Source organism: Paraburkholderia metrosideri, assembly GCF_904848625.1.
GTDB classification, from domain to species: Bacteria; Pseudomonadota; Gammaproteobacteria; order Burkholderiales; family Burkholderiaceae; genus Paraburkholderia; species Paraburkholderia metrosideri.
The window spans coordinates 127884-145300 of the sequence record NZ_CAJHCP010000012.1 but is presented as its reverse complement, the minus strand read 5'-3'; the positions used below and the strand labels follow the sequence as shown (position 1 = coordinate 145300).

At 61.2% G+C, this 17417-nt stretch carries 15 protein-coding genes; 13 read left to right on the top strand and 2 right to left on the bottom strand.

The window, feature by feature from the left end:
* Window positions 1-114 precede the first annotated feature (114 nt).
* Window positions 115-1131, bottom strand: a complete 1017-nt coding sequence (locus LMG28727_RS25555) for an HpcH/HpaI aldolase/citrate lyase family protein (RefSeq protein WP_201645087.1) — start codon at window positions 1129-1131, stop codon at window positions 115-117.
* Between the two features lie 211 nt (window positions 1132-1342).
* Window positions 1343-2326: a malate dehydrogenase gene (locus LMG28727_RS25550; protein ID WP_074766652.1), complete on the bottom strand. Its 984-nt coding sequence runs from the start codon at window positions 2324-2326 to the stop codon at window positions 1343-1345.
* Window positions 2327-2819: 493 nt separating this feature from the next.
* On the opposite strand from LMG28727_RS25550, the gene LMG28727_RS25545 reads away from it, so the two are divergent.
* From LMG28727_RS25545 to truA, 13 genes are all read left to right on the top strand, one after another.
* The gene (locus LMG28727_RS25545; RefSeq protein WP_201645086.1) at window positions 2820-3620 is read left to right on the top strand and encodes a GntR family transcriptional regulator; all 801 of its coding nucleotides are present in this window, start codon (window positions 2820-2822) and stop codon (window positions 3618-3620) included.
* A gap of 157 nt (window positions 3621-3777) precedes the next feature.
* Entirely contained in the window at window positions 3778-4194 is a 417-nt protein-coding gene (gene sdhC, locus LMG28727_RS25540) for a succinate dehydrogenase, cytochrome b556 subunit (protein WP_201645085.1), read from the top strand.
* Between the two features lie 3 nt (window positions 4195-4197).
* Window positions 4198-4566 (top strand): succinate dehydrogenase, hydrophobic membrane anchor protein, encoded by a 369-nt coding sequence (gene sdhD / locus LMG28727_RS25535; RefSeq protein ID WP_201645084.1) that lies wholly within the window; start codon window positions 4198-4200, stop codon window positions 4564-4566.
* Between the two features lie 4 nt (window positions 4567-4570).
* Entirely contained in the window at window positions 4571-6346 is a 1776-nt protein-coding gene (gene sdhA, locus LMG28727_RS25530) for a succinate dehydrogenase flavoprotein subunit (RefSeq protein WP_201645083.1), read from the top strand.
* A 24-nt stretch (window positions 6347-6370) separates the two neighbouring features.
* Entirely contained in the window at window positions 6371-7075 is a 705-nt protein-coding gene (locus LMG28727_RS25525; RefSeq protein ID WP_074766662.1) for a succinate dehydrogenase iron-sulfur subunit, read from the top strand.
* 1 nt (window position 7076) lies between these two features.
* Entirely contained in the window at window positions 7077-7349 is a 273-nt protein-coding gene (locus LMG28727_RS25520) for an FAD assembly factor SdhE (RefSeq protein WP_074766664.1), read from the top strand.
* Between the two features lie 72 nt (window positions 7350-7421).
* Complete coding sequence (gltA, locus tag LMG28727_RS25515; RefSeq protein ID WP_201645082.1) at window positions 7422-8723, top strand: citrate synthase; 1302 nt, start codon at window positions 7422-7424, stop codon at window positions 8721-8723.
* Window positions 8724-9206: 483 nt separating this feature from the next.
* Window positions 9207-10616, top strand: coding sequence for a 3-isopropylmalate dehydratase large subunit (gene leuC / locus LMG28727_RS25510; RefSeq protein WP_201645081.1), 1410 nt, complete (start codon window positions 9207-9209; stop codon window positions 10614-10616).
* Window positions 10617-10619: 3 nt separating this feature from the next.
* Complete coding sequence (leuD, locus tag LMG28727_RS25505) at window positions 10620-11273, top strand: 3-isopropylmalate dehydratase small subunit (RefSeq protein ID WP_201645080.1); 654 nt, start codon at window positions 10620-10622, stop codon at window positions 11271-11273.
* Window positions 11274-11349: 76 nt separating this feature from the next.
* Window positions 11350-12417 (top strand): 3-isopropylmalate dehydrogenase, encoded by a 1068-nt coding sequence (gene leuB / locus LMG28727_RS25500; protein ID WP_074766672.1) that lies wholly within the window; start codon window positions 11350-11352, stop codon window positions 12415-12417.
* Between the two features lie 361 nt (window positions 12418-12778).
* A complete protein-coding gene (asd, locus tag LMG28727_RS25495) occupies window positions 12779-13900 on the top strand; it encodes an aspartate-semialdehyde dehydrogenase (protein ID WP_074766674.1) in 1122 nt (373 codons plus the stop codon).
* Between the two features lie 139 nt (window positions 13901-14039).
* Window positions 14040-16613 (top strand): FimV/HubP family polar landmark protein, encoded by a 2574-nt coding sequence (locus LMG28727_RS25490; protein WP_201645079.1) that lies wholly within the window; start codon window positions 14040-14042, stop codon window positions 16611-16613.
* On the top strand, window positions 16610-17416 hold the full coding sequence (truA, locus tag LMG28727_RS25485) for a tRNA pseudouridine(38-40) synthase TruA (RefSeq protein WP_201645078.1): 807 nt from the start codon (window positions 16610-16612) through the stop codon (window positions 17414-17416). Before LMG28727_RS25490 ends, truA begins: the two co-directional genes overlap by 4 nt.
* Window position 17417 lies beyond the last annotated feature (1 nt).

Below are 17417 nucleotides of genomic sequence, written 5' to 3'. Positions count from 1 at the left end.
ATGCTAGTTCCCTGCCAAAACGGCCAATGCTGTCTTCGGTGTAGGCCGCACCGCGCGCAATCGCATGGCTGCTTGTCAGCGAAACCCGTGCGCTAGCCGCCTGACTCCGAACGCTCATGACGCCGCTTGTCCGTTAGCGCCCACTCCCGCGAAAAGCGGCGCGGCGTCTTGCGGAAGCGCGCGGCCCGTGGCTTGCGCACGGCGCAGCACCGACCAGTAATAGCGATAACTCGCGCGATCATGCAGCGTGTCGTGGTGGCGCGTCGGTCCCCATTGCGCGGACTGCGCGGCCAGCAGGATTTCGGTGGCGGTGGCGATTTCCTCGTCGCGCGGCGCAAACGCGGCGACGATCGCCTCGACCTGCGCCGGGTGAATGCTCCACATGCGCGTGTAGCCGAACTCGTTGCGGGCTCGCGCGGCGTCGTTGGCGACCACGCTCATGTCGCGCACTTCCGTGCTGACGTTATGCGACGGCACTTTGCCGAATGCATGACAGGCCGCCGAAATTTCCAGCTTTGCGCGCCGCACCAGCGGGTGATCGAACTGACCGGGCGAGCGCATGGCGGTATCGGGAATCGCGCCGTTGTGCGCGGAGACAAAGTCCATCAGCCCGAAGCTCAGCGCTTCGACGCCCGGCAGGGCGGCCAGATCGAAGACTCGCGTGAGTGCGCCGTGGGTCTCGACCAGCAGTTGCACCGGAACCGGTTGCGCGATGCCGAGTTCGCGCCGTGTTGCCTCGATGAACGCGACCATTTCGGCAGCATCGGGAACGTTGCGGATTTTGGGCAGCGTGATGTAAGCGGGCGCTCGCTTTGCGGCGCGCAGAACGAGGCGGACGTCGTCGCGCCAGTGCGGATGATCGAAGTCGTGAATCCGCACGCCGACGCGCCCAAACCGGTCATGCTCGCTGCCCAGCAGCGATGCGACCAGCTCCGCATGCTCTGCCTCGCGGCCGACCTGCGCACCGTCTTCGCAATCGAGCGTGATGTCGAAGACCGGACCGAGTTGCTGCTGCAACGCGAGCGACTTCAGCATCAGCTTTTCGCTGCCGGCGTAGTGATCGCAGGCAGGCAGCACAATGGGCGGCACTTCGCCGTCAAAGAGTACTTCGGCGGGGGTGAGGGCGCGCATCTTCGGCGTCAGTAGCGTGGGTTTGATGATGAGTGAAAATATGATCCGGATGCGCTCTGCCTGATCGTGACCACTGTCAGGTAATTGCAAAGCGCGTTCGGATCAGTTGCGAATGGGTGGAATTGCGTGAATCCCTGCATTCGAACGAAAAAAACCGGAATCCGCCGCGGTGACGCTTCGGAGTTCCGGTTTATTTGCATCGGGGAGAGGCTTAGCCGAGCAGGTGTTGAACGCCGTCGCGCTCTTCCAGCAATTCCTGCAGCGTGCCGTCCATCTTTTCGCGCGAGAACGCGTCGATTTCCAGGCCTTCGACGCGCTTGTACTCGCCGTTTTCGCACGTAACCGGCACACCGTAGATGATGTCTTCCGGAATGCCATACGAGCCGTCCGACGGGATACCCATCGTGACCCACTTGCCGTTCGTGCCCAGAACCCAGTCACGCACGTGGTCGATTGCAGCATTAGCCGCCGACGCTGCCGACGACAGCCCGCGCGCTTCGATGATCGCTGCGCCGCGCTTGCCAACGGTCGGGATGAACGTGTTGCGGTTCCATTCTTCGTCGTTGATCAGCTTGGTCAGGTCTTGACCTTCAGCCGTTGCAACGCGGAAGTCCGGGTACATGGTCGGCGAGTGGTTGCCCCACACAGCCAGCTTTTCGATCGACGCGACCGGCTTGCCCGACTTGGCAGCCAGTTGCGACAGCGCGCGGTTGTGGTCCAGACGCAGCATGGCGGTGAAGTTCTTCTTCGGCAGATCCGGCGCCGACTTCATCGCGATGTAGGCGTTCGTGTTGGCCGGGTTGCCGACCACCAGAACCTTCACGTCGCGGCTTGCGACTTCGTTCAGCGCCTTGCCCTGAACCGTGAAGATTTCGGCGTTAGCCGACAGCAGGTCTTTACGCTCCATGCCTTTCGAACGCGGGCGGGCGCCGACCAGCAGGGCCACGTCTGCATCCTTGAATGCAACCTTCGGGTCGTCGGTGATCACGACGCCCGACAGCAGCGGGAATGCGCAATCATCCAGTTCCATCACGACGCCTTTGACGGCGCCTTGCGCTTGCGGGAGGTCGAGCAGTTGCAGGACAACCGGCTGATCCTTGCCGAGCAGATCGCCATTGGCGATGCGGAACAGCAGGGAGTAAGCGATTTGACCTGCGGCGCCGGTGACGGCAACGCGCTTTGCGGGCTTAGCCATTGAGAAATCTCCAGGACGATGCGTTAGACGCTAGGGAAAACGCCATTCTATATGCGCGTTCAGCGAAGCGTTATGAAACACGGCGGAATTCACTGTTCGCGTGCGGCCTCGTAATCTGCCGGGGCCAGGCGGCGCGTTGCGGCAAGACCGCCATGCCGGAAAACTGTACTGAGCGGGAGCGGAACAGGGTGGCGCCTGGGGTAGCCGCTGCACGGTGCGGGCTCCTGCAAACAGCGCGTTTCGGCAAGCGTCTGACCAGCGAATGGCGGCGAATCGAAACCTGAACTGCGAGGGAACTGCATGGTGCGCAGTGGCTGCCGAAGCGTCGCGACGCTGCGTCGAACAGCCGTCGAAAACCCCGCAAACCCTTGCTCGACAAGGAGTGTAGAAGTCGTCACACACAAAGTCAACATTATCTTATGTCTTATATAAGACACATCTGTTGCGGGGAAAACCCTAGACGCGCCATACCCCTTTATGATGAAATGCGCGCATGAATTCGAACCCGGCGAATACCACAAACCCAAGCGGCCAGGGCGCCGCGGGCGAAGGTGTACCCGCTAACTCTCCTGCCACGTCGCCTACTTTTAGCCCCTTGTATCAGCAGATCAAGGGGCTGATTACGCAGAGCCTCGAGAGCGGTGAATGGAAGCCGGGCGAGATCATTCCTAGTGAAGTCGAATTGGCGGCAAGATACAAGGTCAGCCAGGGTACCGTGCGCAAAGCCATTGATGAACTGGCCGCCGACAACCTGCTGGTGCGCCGTCAGGGCAAGGGCACTTTTGTTGCAACGCACAACGAAGATCGCGCCCAGTTTCGCTTCCTCAGATTACTGGCCGATGACGGCGCGGAACATCCGCACGTCAGCCGCCTGCTTGAATGCCGGCGTTTGCGTGCCTCAGCCGACATTGCCCGTCAACTCGATCTGAAGCCCGCCGATCCAGTCGTACTGATCAAGCGTTTGCTGCAGTTCGACGGCGAAGTGACGGTCCTCGACGAAATCTGGCTGCCTGGCGCCGTGTTTCGAGGGCTGACGCTCGAACGCCTATCGGAGTACAAGGGTCCCCTCTACGCGATGTTCGAGACGGAATTCGGCACCCGCATGATTCGCGCCACGGAGAAAATCCGCGCGGTCGCGGCAGATCCTTCTGTGGCCGACCTGCTGCATGTGCCTACGGGTTTTCCGTTGCTGTCAGTCGAACGCGTGTCCTATACCTATGGGGACCGGCCGGTGGAAGTCCGGCGAGGTTGGTATGTCACAACCGGGTATTACTATCAGAACGATCTAAGTTGAATCGGGCTGAATGAAGGCGCAGCGTCCCACACGCGCGCCTCTTTGAAGGCGGCTTTATCGCGCGTGCTGACACGGGCCTGTAGTGGTTTTCGCTGCAGCGCGATATAAAAAGGCGCTAAAATTGCGGATTAGTGTGACTACATAGTAGGGGTCTAGCATGGCAGAAGCCGTAAAAAAACCGAGGCCGGAATTCCGGAACATCGGTATTGGGCAGATATTGACGGCATACCGTCTCCCGCTCGCGGGGCGTGTGTCGATCTTGCACCGCGTGAGCGGTGGTCTTTTGTTTGTTTTCCTTCCGTTCCTGCTGTACCTCTTTGACCAGAGCCTGACTTCCGAATTAAGTTTCGAAGTCTTCAAAGGTTTCCTCTCCAATATCGTCGTCAAGCTCATCACGCTCGTTCTGGCGTGGGCTTTCCTTTTCCATTTCTGCGCCGGCGTCCGCCATCTGATGATGGACACGAATCACAACGCAGTGACGAAGGAAAAAGGCAAGTCGACCTCTATCGTCGTTATCGTTGTGTCGTCGCTGCTCACCATCGCATTCGCGGCAAAACTGTTCGGAGCATTCTAAAAAATGTCATCTAATAACCGAATCGGTTCGAAGCGTCTCGTTGTCGGCGCGCATTACGGTCTGCGCGACTGGCTCGCGCAACGCATCACCGCCACGATCATGGCGATCTACACGGTCATCCTGCTCGCCTGGTTCTTCGGCGCGCGCGATTTCTCGTACGACGGTTGGGCGTCGATCTTCGCGACGCAATGGATGAAGCTCGCTACGTTCGTCACGCTGCTTTCGCTGTTCTATCACGCGTGGGTTGGTATCCGCGATATCTGGATGGACTACGTAAAGCCCGTTGGCGTGCGCCTGACCCTTCAGGTGCTGACGATCGTCTGGCTGCTCGCATGTGCGGGCTACGCTGCGCAGATTCTCTGGAGAGTGTAAAAGAATGGCTGCAATCAAGAATTCTCTGCCGCGTCGCAAGTTTGACGTGGTTATCGTCGGCGCAGGCGGCTCGGGAATGCGCGCTTCGCTGCAACTCGCGCGCGCCGGTCTGTCGGTTTGCGTTCTGTCCAAAGTGTTCCCGACGCGTTCGCACACGGTTGCTGCTCAAGGCGGCATCGGCGCTTCGCTCGGCAACATGAGCGAAGACAACTGGCACTATCACTTCTACGACACGATCAAGGGTTCCGACTGGCTCGGCGACCAGGACGCGATCGAGTTCATGTGCCGTGAAGCACCGAACGCAGTCTACGAACTCGAACACATGGGCATGCCGTTCGACCGTAACGCAGACGGCACGATCTATCAGCGCCCGTTCGGCGGCCACACTGCCAACTACGGCGAAAAGCCGGTGCAACGCGCTTGCGCGGCTGCCGACCGTACCGGTCACGCACTGCTGCACACGCTGTACCAGCAGAACGTGGAAGCCAAGACGCAGTTCTTCGTCGAATGGATGGCGCTGGATCTGATCCGCGACGCCGACGGCGACGTGCTCGGCGTGACCGCGCTGGAAATGGAAACCGGCGACGTCTACATCCTCGAAGGCAAGACCACGCTGTTCGCAACGGGCGGCGCAGGCCGGATCTTCGCGGCATCGACCAACGCGTTCATCAACACCGGTGACGGCCTGGGCATGGCTGCGCGTTCGGGCATCGCACTGCAAGACATGGAATTCTGGCAATTCCACCCGACCGGCGTGGCCGGCGCGGGCGTGCTGATTACCGAAGGCGTGCGCGGCGAAGGCGGCATTCTGCGTAACTCGAACGGCGAGCGTTTCATGGAACGCTACGCGCCGACGCTGAAGGATCTGGCGCCGCGCGACTTCGTTTCGCGTTCGATGGACCAGGAAATCAAGGAAGGCCGTGGCGTAGGTCCGAACAAGGATCACGTGCTGCTCGACCTGTCGCACATCGGCGCAGAGACGATCATGAAGCGTCTGCCGTCGATCCGCGAAATCGCAATGAAGTTCGCGAACGTCGATTGTATTAAAGAGCCGATTCCGGTTGTGCCGACCATTCACTACCAGATGGGCGGTATCCCGACGAACATCAACGGTCAGGTCGTCGGTACGGCGCGTGGCCACGAAGAAATCGTCAACGGTTTCTACGCAGTGGGCGAATGCTCGTGCGTGTCGGTGCACGGTGCAAACCGTCTCGGCACGAACTCGCTGCTCGACCTGGTGGTGTTCGGCCGCGCGGCCGGCAACCACATCGTCAAGCACGTGCAGAGCATGAAAGAGCACAAGCCGCTGCCGGCCGATGCTGCTGACTTCGCTCTGTCGCGTCTCGATAAGCTCGACAAGTCGTCGTCGGGCGAGTATGCGCAGGACGTCGCGAACGACATCCGCAGCACGATGCAGGCTCACGCCGGCGTGTTCCGTACGTCGGAGTTGCTGGCCAAGGGCGTCGAGGCTATTCGTGAAGTGGCTCAACGTGTCGATAGCATCCATCTGAAGGACAAGTCGAAGGTGTTCAACACGGCCCGCGTCGAAGCGCTGGAAGTGGCGAACCTGATCGAAGTGGCGCGCGCCACGATGGTCTCCGCCGAAGCGCGCAAGGAAAGCCGTGGCGCACACGCGCAGAACGACTTCGAACATCGCGACGACGAAAACTGGCTGCGCCATACGCTGTGGTTCAGCGAAGGCGACCGCCTCGACTACAAGCCGGTTCACATGCAACCGCTGACCGTCGAATCCGTGCCGCCGAAAGCGCGTACCTTCTAAGGCACCAGTCAAAGGAATTCAGAAATGGCAAAGCGTATATTTGAAATTTACCGCTACGACCCGGATAAGGACGCTGCTCCGCGCATGCAAACGTACGAGATCGACATCGACTCGCACGAACGCATGTTGCTCGACGCGCTCCTGAAGCTGAAGGCCGTGGACGAGACCTTGTCGTTCCGTCGCTCGTGCCGTGAAGGCGTGTGCGGTTCGGACGCAATGAACATCAACGGCAAGAATGGTCTGGCGTGTCTCACGAACCTGAACGATCTGCCGCAGAAGATCGTGCTGCGCCCGCTGCCGGGCCTGCCGGTCATTCGCGACCTGATCGTCGACATGACGAACTTCTTCAACCAGTATCACTCGATCAAGCCGTACCTGATCAACGATACGCCGCCGCCGGAAAAGGAACGTCTGCAGTCGCCGGAAGAACGCGACGAGCTCGACGGCCTGTACGAATGTATCCTGTGCGCCAGCTGCTCGACGTCGTGCCCGAGCTTCTGGTGGAATCCGGACAAGTTCGTTGGCCCGGCTGGCCTGTTGCAAGCCTATCGCTTCATCGCGGACAGCCGTGACGAAGCGACGGGTGAACGCCTCGACAATCTGGAAGATCCGTACCGTCTGTTCCGTTGCCATACCATCATGAATTGCGTCGACGTCTGCCCGAAGGGCCTGAACCCGACCAAGGCGATTGGCAAGATCAAGGAATTGATGGTTCGCCGCGCGGTCTGAGATGGACGAAACATCGCATCAGTCCGACCCTCTCCGCCGGGCGCGCCTTCGTTGGCGTGCCCGGCGGGGCCTGCTGGAAAACGATCTGATCTTCGAACGTTTTTTCAGCCGATATGAGCATGACCTCAGCGACGCCGACGTAGGTGCACTTACGCGCCTGCTCGAGCTGAGCGATAACGACCTGATGGACTTGCTGCTTGTGCGCAAGGAACCGGAGGGCGAGCTTGCCGACCCGGATGTAATCCGTGTTCTGGAGCTGCTGCGCAACGCGTGAGCGCCGCCAGCCTGTTGTTCCAGGCGTGCAATTATCGAAACCCTGTTTCCATACTTCGATTGAGGATGTGCTATGACCCCGTCAGATGTTAAAGCCACGCTATCGTTCAGCGACAATTCGCCGAGCGTTGAAATGCCGATTTACAAGGGTACCCTTGGCCCGGACGTAATCGACATTCGCAAACTGTACGGCCAGACCGGCAAATTCACGTACGACCCGGGCTTCATGTCGACGGCGGCGTGCAATTCCGCGATCACCTACATCGACGGCGACAAGGGCGAGCTGCTGTACCGCGGCTACCCGATCGACAACCTCGCGGAAAACGCGGACTTCCTCGAAAGCTGCTACCTGCTGCTGAAGGGCGAACTGCCGAACGCGGCGCAGAAAGAAGAATTCGTCAAGACTGTGACGAATCACACGATGGTGCATGAACAAATGCACTTCTTCTTCCGCGGCTTCCGTCGTGACGCGCACCCGATGGCGATTCTGGTTGCCGCAGTCGGCGCGCTGTCGGCGTTCTATCACGACTCGCTCGACATCAACAATCCGCGTCACCGTGAAGTGTCGGCGATCCGCATGATCGCGAAGCTGCCGACGCTGGTCGCAATGGCCTACAAGTACAGCATCGGCCAGCCGTTTGCGTACCCGAAGAACGACCTGTCGTACAGCGCGAACTTCATGCACATGATGTTCTCGAACCCGTGCGAAGAGTACAAGGTCAACGACGTGCTGGTGCGCGCACTCGACCGTATCCTGATCCTGCACGCAGATCACGAACAGAACGCGTCGACGTCGACCGTGCGTCTCGCCGGTTCGTCGGGCGCGAACCCGTTCGCGTGTATCGCTGCTGGTATCGCGTGTCTGTGGGGCCCGGCGCACGGTGGTGCGAACGAAGCCGCGCTGAACATGCTGGAAGAAATCGGCTCGGTCGACAACATTCCTGAGTTCATCAAGCAGGTGAAGGACAAGAACTCGGGCGTGAAGCTGATGGGCTTCGGTCACCGCGTGTACAAGAACTACGATCCGCGTGCGAAGCTGATGCGCGAAACCTGCCACGAAGTGCTGGAAGAGCTGGGTCTGCATGACGACCCGCTGTTCAAGCTCGCGATGGCATTGGAAAAGATCGCGCTGGAAGACGAATACTTCGTGTCGCGCAAGCTGTACCCGAACGTCGACTTCTACTCGGGCATCGTGCAACGCGCACTGGGCATCCCGACGTCGATGTTCACGTGTATCTTCGCGATGGCACGTACGGTCGGCTGGATTGCACAGTGGAACGAAATGATCGCCGATCCGGAACAGAAGATTGGCCGTCCGCGTCAGCTGTTCGTTGGCGACACGCAACGCGAAGCGAAGCCGATCGCACAACGTTGATCCGGCCCGGAGTTGTGTAATTCGTAGCGGCGGTTTGCTACGAGCAAAAAGCACTTTCACGACTCGGTCGATTTTTGAGAAACGCCCCAACGGGATTTATCCGTTGGGGCGTTTTTTTTTGCGCGTGAGACCGCGCCCGACTCCTCTGGGTCGCGCGCAACTGCAAAATGGGTATGCACCGAAAGAGCCAGGAGCAATCGTAGATGGCGTGCCAAGAAAAACCAAACTGGATTGAAATCGTCGCGTTAGATAGAAGCCGCGCCAGCTGTTTCGAAGCGCTTCATACGATTTAGCCGCATGCCGGCGCATAGACTCGCCGTCATGCTCACCCTTTCCGGGTGCCATCGATACAGGTATCGCCACTACCACCCAACTCCCTGTTTTTTATCGGTTTTTCCTTGTGCGGAGGGTCGCGTGGCAAGGTTCTGCGTGGCATAATCGACCGACACAGTCAGCCCGAAAGCTATTACTACCCCGCATACCATGGCACAGACTCTCTACGACAAATTGTGGAACACGCACGTGATCCACACGGAAGAAGACGGTACTTCGATTCTTTATATCGACCGTCACCTGCTGCACGAAGTGACCAGCCCGCAGGCGTTTGAAGGCCTGAAGCTGGCTGAGCGCCCGGTGTGGCGCATCAGCGCGAATCTGGCGGTTTCGGATCACAACGTCCCGACCACCGACCGCACGCACGGTATCGCCGACCCGATCTCGAAGCTGCAAGTCGACACGCTCGATTCGAACTGCGACGCCTACGGCATCACGCAGTTCAAGATGAACGACCTGCGTCAGGGCATCGTGCACATCATCGGGCCGGAGCAGGGCGCTACGCTGCCGGGCATGACGATCGTCTGCGGTGACTCGCACACCTCCACGCACGGCGCGTTCGGTGCGCTCGCGCATGGTATCGGCACCTCGGAAGTCGAACACGTGCTCGCCACGCAAACGCTCTTGCAGAAGAAGAGCAAGAACATGCTGGTGAAGGTCGAAGGTCCGCTGCCGCGCGGCTGTACCGCGAAAGACATCGTGCTCGCCATCATCGGCAAGATCGGCACGGCGGGCGGCACGGGTTATGCCATCGAATTCGGCGGCTCGACTATCCGTTCGCTGTCCATGGAGGGCCGCATGACGGTCTGCAACATGGCAATCGAAGCAGGCGCGCGCGCCGGCATGGTCGCCGTGGACGACACCACCGTCGAATACCTGAAGGGCCGTCCGTTCTCGCCGGAAGGCGTCGAGTGGGATCACGCGGTCGAGTACTGGAAGCAGTTCAAGTCGGACGACGGCGCGCACTTCGATCGCGTGGTCGAGTTGAACGCCGCGGAAATCGTGCCGCAAGTCACGTGGGGCACGTCGCCGGAAATGGTCACGGCTGTGGACGGCCGCGTGCCTGATCCGGAACGCGAAAAAGACCCGGTCAAGCGCGACGCAATGGAACGCGCGTTGAAGTACATGGCGCTGGAACCGAACGCGCCGATCGAGTCGATCAAGCCGGACAAGATTTTCATCGGCTCGTGCACCAACGCGCGCATCGAAGACATCCGCGCGGCGGCTTACGTGGTCCGCAAACTTGGTCGCCGTGTGGCACCGAATATCCGTCTGGCCATGGTGGTGCCGGGTTCGGGTCTCGTGAAGGCGCAAGCCGAACGCGAAGGCCTCGACAAGGTTTTCACCGACGCCGGTTTCGAATGGCGCGAGCCGGGTTGCTCGATGTGCCTCGCGATGAACGCCGACCGCCTCGATCCGGGCGAGCGTTGCGCGTCCACATCGAATCGCAACTTCGAAGGCCGTCAAGGCGCCGGTGGCCGCACGCACCTGGTGAGCCCCGCGATGGCCGCGGCTGCGGCAATCGAAGGTCACTTCGTCGATATTCGGAAGCTCGGGTAAATCATGGATAAATTCATCGTACACACTGGCGTCGTGGCGCCGCTCGATCGCGAGAACGTCGACACGGACGCGATCATTCCGAAGCAGTTCCTGAAGTCGATCAAGCGCACGGGTTTCGGCCCGAACGCGTTCGACGAATGGCGTTATCTCGATCACGGCGAGCCGGGTCAGGACAACTCGAAGCGTCCGCTGAATCCGGACTTCGTGCTGAATCAGCCGCGTTATCAGGGCGCGTCGGTGTTGCTGGCGCGCAAGAATTTCGGTTGCGGCAGCTCGCGCGAGCACGCGCCGTGGGCGTTGCAGCAATATGGTTTTCGCGCGCTGATCGCGCCGAGTTTCGCCGACATTTTCTACAACAACTGCTTCAAGAATGGCGTGCTGCCCATCGTGCTGACCGAGCAACAGGTCGATCACCTGTTCAACGAAACGTACGCGTTCAACGGCTATCAGCTGATCGTGGATCTCGAAGCGCAAGTCGTGCGCACGTCGGACGGCAGCGCTGAATATCCGTTCGAAGTCGCCGGCTTCCGCAAATACTGTCTGCTGAACGGTTTCGACGACATCGGTCTCACGCTGCGTCACGCAGACAAGATTCGTCAGTTCGAAGCGGAACGCTTGGCGAAGCAGCCGTGGTTGAATCACCGCATCGTCGGTTAAAGGCGGACGGGTCTTTCGAGGCCCGCTCGCTGACTCGCGCTTAAAAAGTCCCGAAGAAAATCATCAAGGAATTCGCATGAAGATCGCAGTGTTGCCGGGCGACGGCATCGGTCCCGAAATCGTCAAGGAGGCCGTCAAGGTCCTGAACGTACTCGGCGAAAAGTTCGAACTCGAAGAAGCGCCGGTTGGCGGCGCGGGCTACGAAGCAAGCGGCCACCCGCTGCCCGATGCAACACTGGCGCTGGCGAAAGAGGCCGACGCAATCCTGTTCGGCGCGGTCGGCGACTGGAAGTACGACAAGCTCGAACGCGCGCTGCGTCCGGAGCAGGCCATTCTGGGTCTGCGCAAGCATCTGCAACTGTTCGCGAACTTCCGCCCGGCAATCTGCTATCCGCAGCTCACGGGTGCGTCGTCGCTGAAGGAAGAGATCGTGTCGGGTCTCGACATCCTGATCGTGCGCGAATTGAACGGCGACATTTACTTCGGCGCGCCGCGCGGCGTGCGTGAAGCGCCGGACGGTCTGTTCGCCGGCTCGAAGGAAGGCTTCGACACGATGCGTTATTCGGAACCCGAAGTGCGCCGCATTGCACACGTCGCGTTCCAGGCCGCGCAAAAGCGCGACAAGAAGCTGACTTCGGTCGACAAATCCAACGTGCTCGAAACGTCGCAGTTCTGGCGCGATGTGATGATCGACGTGTCGAAGGAATACGCGGACGTCGAGTTGTCGCACATGTACGTCGACAACGCGGCAATGCAACTGGTGAAGGCGCCCAAGGCATTCGACGTGGTCGTCACCGGCAACATGTTCGGCGACATTCTTTCCGACGAAGCTGCAATGCTGACGGGTTCGATCGGCATGCTGCCGTCGGCGTCGCTCGACAAGAACAACAAGGGCTTGTACGAGCCGTCGCACGGTTCCGCGCCGGATATCGCGGGCAAGGGCGTGGCGAATCCGCTGGCGACGATCCTGTCGGCCGCGATGATGCTGCGTTATTCGCTGAACAAGGCGGAACAGGCGGATCGAATCGAAAACGCGGTGAAGAAGGTGCTGGAGCAGGGCTATCGCACCGGCGACATCCTGACGCCGGGTTGCAAGCAGGTCGGCACGGTCGCGATGGGCGATGCGGTCGTGGCGGCGCTGTAAAGCGCTTCGGCGTTAAAGGCGGTCAGCAAGGTCGGCAACGGCCTTTAAAGCGTAAATTGGCCTTTAAAGAGGCCAATTTACGCGTAAAACACACAACAGCGACGGCTGAAGCGGCGAATGGCGTCGCCAGATTCCGGTTTTCGTGTATATTGTGGCGATGGCGCAGATCTCAAAAATCTCCTCGATTTCCAAACTCCACGGCAAAACGGCCCGTGCGGTTGAACTCGCCATTACCACCATCAAAACGATTACCCCGAAAACGATCACGAAACGCTGATCGTCCGTCGTGCCCGCTCATCTTCCCCGCGCGGTCACTGCGGGCAAAGATGCGGGGAAGTTTCCATTCGAAGGGTATGAAGTCATGAACGTAGGTCTCGTAGGTTGGCGCGGCATGGTCGGCAGCGTCCTGATGCAACGCATGCAGCAGGAAGGCGATTTCGACTTGATCGAACCGGTGTTTTTCAGCACCAGCAACGCGGGCGGCAACGCGCCGTCGTTCGCCAAAAACGAGACCAAGCTCAAAGATGCGACAAGCATCGACGACCTGAAGAAGTGCGACGCGATCATCTCGTGCCAAGGCGGCGACTACACGAATGACGTGTTCCCGAAGCTGCGCGCAGCGGGCTGGAACGGCTACTGGATCGACGCGGCTTCGTCGCTGCGCATGAAGGACGACGCGGTCATCATTCTCGATCCGGTCAACCTCGACGTGATCAAGAACGCGCTGGTCAAGGGCCAGAAGAATTTCATCGGCGGCAACTGCACGGTCAGCCTGATGCTGATGGCGTTGGGCGGCCTGTTCCGCGAAGGCCTCGTCGACTGGATTACGGCGATGACGTATCAGGCCGCTTCGGGCGCGGGCGCGCAAAACATGCGCGAACTGCTGCAACAAATGGGCACGCTGTACGGTGCAGCCAAGGAAGATCTGGCTGATCCGTCGTCGGCGATTCTCGACATCGACCGCCGCGTGCTGGCTGCGATGAACAGCGACCGTATGCCGACCGACAATTTCGGCGTGCCGCTCGCCGGCTCGCTGATTCCGTGGATCGACAAGGATCTCGGCAACGGCATGTCGAAGGAAGAGTGGAAGGGCGGCGCCGAAACCAACAAGATTCTCGGCAAGCCGGCCATGGGCACGCCGGGTTCGATCCCCGTCGACGGCCTGTGCGTGCGGATCGGCGCCATGCGCTGCCATTCGCAGGCGCTGACCATCAAGCTGAACAAGGACGTGCCGCTGGACGAAGTGAACAGCATCCTCGCGTCGGGCAACGACTGGGTCAAGGTGGTGCCGAACGAGCGCGAAGCCACGGTGCGCGATCTGTCCCCGGCAGTGGTCACGGGCACGCTGACGGTGCCGGTCGGCCGTGTGCGCAAGCTCGCGATGGGCGGCGAATATCTGTCGGCGTTCACGGTCGGCGATCAGTTGCTGTGGGGCGCGGCAGAACCGTTGCGTCGTATGCTTCGCATTGTGCTCGACAAGTAAAGTAAACTACGCGCTCACGACGCGTAGACAACTCAAGAAGCGTCGCGCTTGCGCGGCGCTTTTTTCATTGTGTGCTCCGAAAATCTTGTCTCTTTCCAACCGCAAACAAGGGCTGCGCGATGACGCGCCTGGAGTCCCGATGACCCTTCGACTCTCGTCCCTTCGGGCCATGTTCACTCTTCAAGGTAAGAGCCGTGTGGCGGCTGCGGCCGTGGTGGCTGTTGCGCTGACCGGCGCCGGGCTGAACGACGCGCTTGCCGCGCCGGATTCGGCCGCGAGCGCGCCAGAGGCCGCTTCGATGTCGTATGCGGCGGGCAGTCAATATACGGTGCGGCCCGGCCAGTCATTGAATGACGTGGCGATCGCCGTCACGCAGTCACACGACAAAGCGACGCTCGCGCGCGCGTCACACGCGCTGTTCGATGCGAACCCGAACGCCTTCATGAGCCATGATCCAAGCCGGATGCGGGTTGGGGCGATGTTGACGGTGCCGGAGTTGGATGCGTCTGGCGCGTTGGCGTCGTCGTCGGTCTCGGCCTCCTCTGCGGCATCGGCTTCTGCTCCAGGCGCGGCAACGGGTGCGGCGAGTGCGGCCGTTGGGGCGACGAGCAGCGCGTCGCAGGCCAATGCCGCCGCGGACAGTGCGACGAGCGCGGCATCTCACGTTGCAGCACCCACGGCGGTTTCGGGGACAGTAGACGCGGCGACTGAAGCCAGCTCGGCAGCATCGGCGGGCGCAGCCACGAGTGGCGCGACGGCGTCGGCTCCAGCGGCAGGTTCGCAGGCGGCCGCGTTGCCCGCCAGCGACGCGCACGCATGGTCCGGTTCGATTCAACCGTCGGCGAGTGAGCCCGCGGCGGGCGCTCAGCTGCCGGGTACTGCCGCAGCGCCGACGTCGGCCGCTGCGCTATCGGCATCGCAGCCGAAGGTCTCCAGTTTGCAGCAACTGCTCGCGCTGAAAAATCGCGTGCTGATGGAATTGCAGAAGCATGGTATCGGCGGTTCGGCGGGCGTTGGCGGGGCGGTCGCCACGAGTGCCGTAGCGCCGGCCGGTGGTGCACCCGCTGCCGCTTCGGTTACGCCCGGACATGGGGCCGTGACGGCTCCCGCATCGGATAACGGCGATCTGTCGCAAAAGAATCTGAGTATCGCGGCGGCGGTCGGTGCCGCGCTGGTCGTGCTGCTGAGCGCATTGCGTATGCGCCGGCGCAAGCGCGAGAACGTTGCGGCAGCGGAAGCTGCCGCGGCGGATCGCGACGTGGCGGCGCGAGATAGCGAACCGCCGCGCATCGTTTCGACTGGTGAGCCGGCTCCCCTGCCTGATGCATCGGATGACGGCAACGACGCGGCCGTCATCTCGGCGGCGGCGCTGGCGGCGGCCGAGCGCGAAGCGGCTGAGGGCAATGCGGCGCAACGGGAAGCGGCGGAACGCGAAACGGCGCAGCGTGAAGCGGAGATCCGTCGGGCGGCCTCGCAGGCGGCTGAAGAGCGGGATGCTGCTGCGCGCGCAACGGCGGACCACGCAGCCGCTGTCCGTGCCACGGCAGAACGTGTGGAGGCAGAGCAAGCCGCTGCCGCTCAGGCACGCGCTCAGGAAACGGAGCATGAAGCAGGGCACGAAGCAGAGCATGAAGCAGGGCACGAAGCAGAGCACGAAGCAGGGCATGAAGCAGAGCACGAAGCCACGAGCCATCCGTCGCAAGCCGACGCGCTCTCGCAAGAGGCCAATCTGGCTGCGTCCAGCGACGCGTGGCAGGAGCGCGCCACGGCGTCTGCTTCGGGCGAGCCCTCGTCCGGGTTAAAGCCGAACACGCCTCCACCGGTCAACCTCAATTTCAGCCCGGAGCCGCTGCCCGAGCATCCTCACGACACGATCGACGCAGCGACCACCGCAGCCAGCCTGGCCGCCGCAGCGGAACTTGGCGCCGAAGCGCTACCGCTGAAGTCGCTCGAACCAGTCGATGAAACCATCCTGCAAGAGGAACTCACTCGCCACTTGCAATGGAGCAACGAGCCGGCGCCGGGGGCGTTGGCCGAACAAGAACTATCGGCAGAGCCGCAAAACAATCAGAACGTACCACCACCTGTGATCGATTTTCCGCAACAACACACCGAGCCGCACGCAATAGTGCCGCCCGGTCAGCCGTTTGATGACGCAAGCGACGACGCCAGCGACGTGCCGTTGCCGCCGGTCCCCACGATGTCGATACCACCGGTGCCGACCGATTTCCCCAGCGATGCCGTCGATGCCTTCAGCAGCCTCGACATGCCGCTGCCGCCGCGGATCGAGTCGACCGCGGACGATATCCATGCTCCTGAGCCGCTGATAACCCAGCCGGTTGCGTCGCCGGAAACGACTGCGCAACAGGCAGTCGCGCCGCACGAGGACACCACCCCGCATATCGCCGATGAAATCGCCGCCGGTACGGCAGGCCCCGCAGCCGTCGCGGGCCTTGGCGCTGCCGGTTTCGGCGCGCTGAAGCTCGACTTCGATCTCGAGTTGCCGCCGAGTCCGGCACAGCCTTGGCCCGCGTTCACGCAGACTGATCTGATCCGCATCGCGCGTAACAAGCTCGATCTGGCTTCGGAGTACATCGAGCTCGGCGATTTGTCCGGCGCGCGCACGCTTATCAACGAAGTGATCGAGGCGAACGATCCGGCCACGCGTACCGAGGCCCGCGCGTTGCTCTCGACCCTCGCGCCATTGTCGTGAAGCGGATTGCATTAGGCGTCCAGTACGACGGCGCAGCATTCAATGGCTGGCAGTCGCAGCCGCACGGCAATACCGTACAGGACGTGCTCGAACGGGCGCTGGCCGAGTTCGCGCAGACGCCTGTACACATCGTCGTGGCGGGTCGTACGGATGCGGGTGTGCACGGCATTGGCCAGGTCGTGCATTTCGATACCGAACTCGACCGCGCCGACGTTTCGTGGGTTCGCGGCCCGAACGCGTTTTTACCGAAGACGATCGCAGTGCAATGGGCCAAGCCCATGCCGAATGAGTTTCACGCGCGGTTTTCGGCGTTTGAGCGGACCTACTACTACGTGCTGTATGTGAATCCGGTGCGTTCGCCGATGCTGGCAACGCGCGCCGGTTGGGTACATACGCCGCTGGATGTCGACGCAATGCGGGCGGGGGCCGCCTGTCTGCTGGGCGAGCACGACTTTTCGTCGTTGCGCTCGTCGCAATGTCAGTCGAAAACGCCGATCAAGCACCTGTATCAGATCGACGTCATACAGCAGGGCGACTTTATCCACTTCCGCTTCAGAGCAAACGCGTTTTTGCACCATATGGTGCGTAATCTGATGGGCTGTCTTGTCAGCATCGGACGAGGCAATCACCCGCCTGAATGGATGGCCGAAGTGCTCGCGGCCCGCAGCCGCGAATGCGCCGCGCCGACGTTTATGCCCGATGGGTTGTATCTGGCGCAGGTGGGCTATCCTGAGCAATTTGACGTGCCCGCGCCGCAAATCGGCAGCGTGCCGTGGAACACCGTATGGACCGAGCAGGCGTGAA

What these genes read in the sequence shown, in the direction of transcription:
- LMG28727_RS25555 (WP_201645087.1), bottom strand. Translation starts at nt 1,131, where the DNA reads ATGCGCGCCCTCACCCCCGCCGAAGTACTCTTTGACGGCGAAGTGCCG.
- LMG28727_RS25550 (WP_074766652.1), bottom strand. Translation starts at nt 2,326, where the DNA reads ATGGCTAAGCCCGCAAAGCGCGTTGCCGTCACCGGCGCCGCAGGTCAA.
- LMG28727_RS25545 (WP_201645086.1), top strand. Translation starts at nt 2,820, where the DNA reads ATGAATTCGAACCCGGCGAATACCACAAACCCAAGCGGCCAGGGCGCC.
- sdhC (WP_201645085.1), top strand. Translation starts at nt 3,778, where the DNA reads ATGGCAGAAGCCGTAAAAAAACCGAGGCCGGAATTCCGGAACATCGGT.
- sdhD (WP_201645084.1), top strand. Translation starts at nt 4,198, where the DNA reads ATGTCATCTAATAACCGAATCGGTTCGAAGCGTCTCGTTGTCGGCGCG.
- sdhA (WP_201645083.1), top strand. Translation starts at nt 4,571, where the DNA reads ATGGCTGCAATCAAGAATTCTCTGCCGCGTCGCAAGTTTGACGTGGTT.
- LMG28727_RS25525 (WP_074766662.1), top strand. Translation starts at nt 6,371, where the DNA reads ATGGCAAAGCGTATATTTGAAATTTACCGCTACGACCCGGATAAGGAC.
- LMG28727_RS25520 (WP_074766664.1), top strand. Translation starts at nt 7,077, where the DNA reads ATGGACGAAACATCGCATCAGTCCGACCCTCTCCGCCGGGCGCGCCTT.
- gltA (WP_201645082.1), top strand. Translation starts at nt 7,422, where the DNA reads ATGACCCCGTCAGATGTTAAAGCCACGCTATCGTTCAGCGACAATTCG.
- leuC (WP_201645081.1), top strand. Translation starts at nt 9,207, where the DNA reads ATGGCACAGACTCTCTACGACAAATTGTGGAACACGCACGTGATCCAC.
- leuD (WP_201645080.1), top strand. Translation starts at nt 10,620, where the DNA reads ATGGATAAATTCATCGTACACACTGGCGTCGTGGCGCCGCTCGATCGC.
- leuB (WP_074766672.1), top strand. Translation starts at nt 11,350, where the DNA reads ATGAAGATCGCAGTGTTGCCGGGCGACGGCATCGGTCCCGAAATCGTC.
- asd (WP_074766674.1), top strand. Translation starts at nt 12,779, where the DNA reads ATGAACGTAGGTCTCGTAGGTTGGCGCGGCATGGTCGGCAGCGTCCTG.
- LMG28727_RS25490 (WP_201645079.1), top strand. Translation starts at nt 14,040, where the DNA reads ATGACCCTTCGACTCTCGTCCCTTCGGGCCATGTTCACTCTTCAAGGT.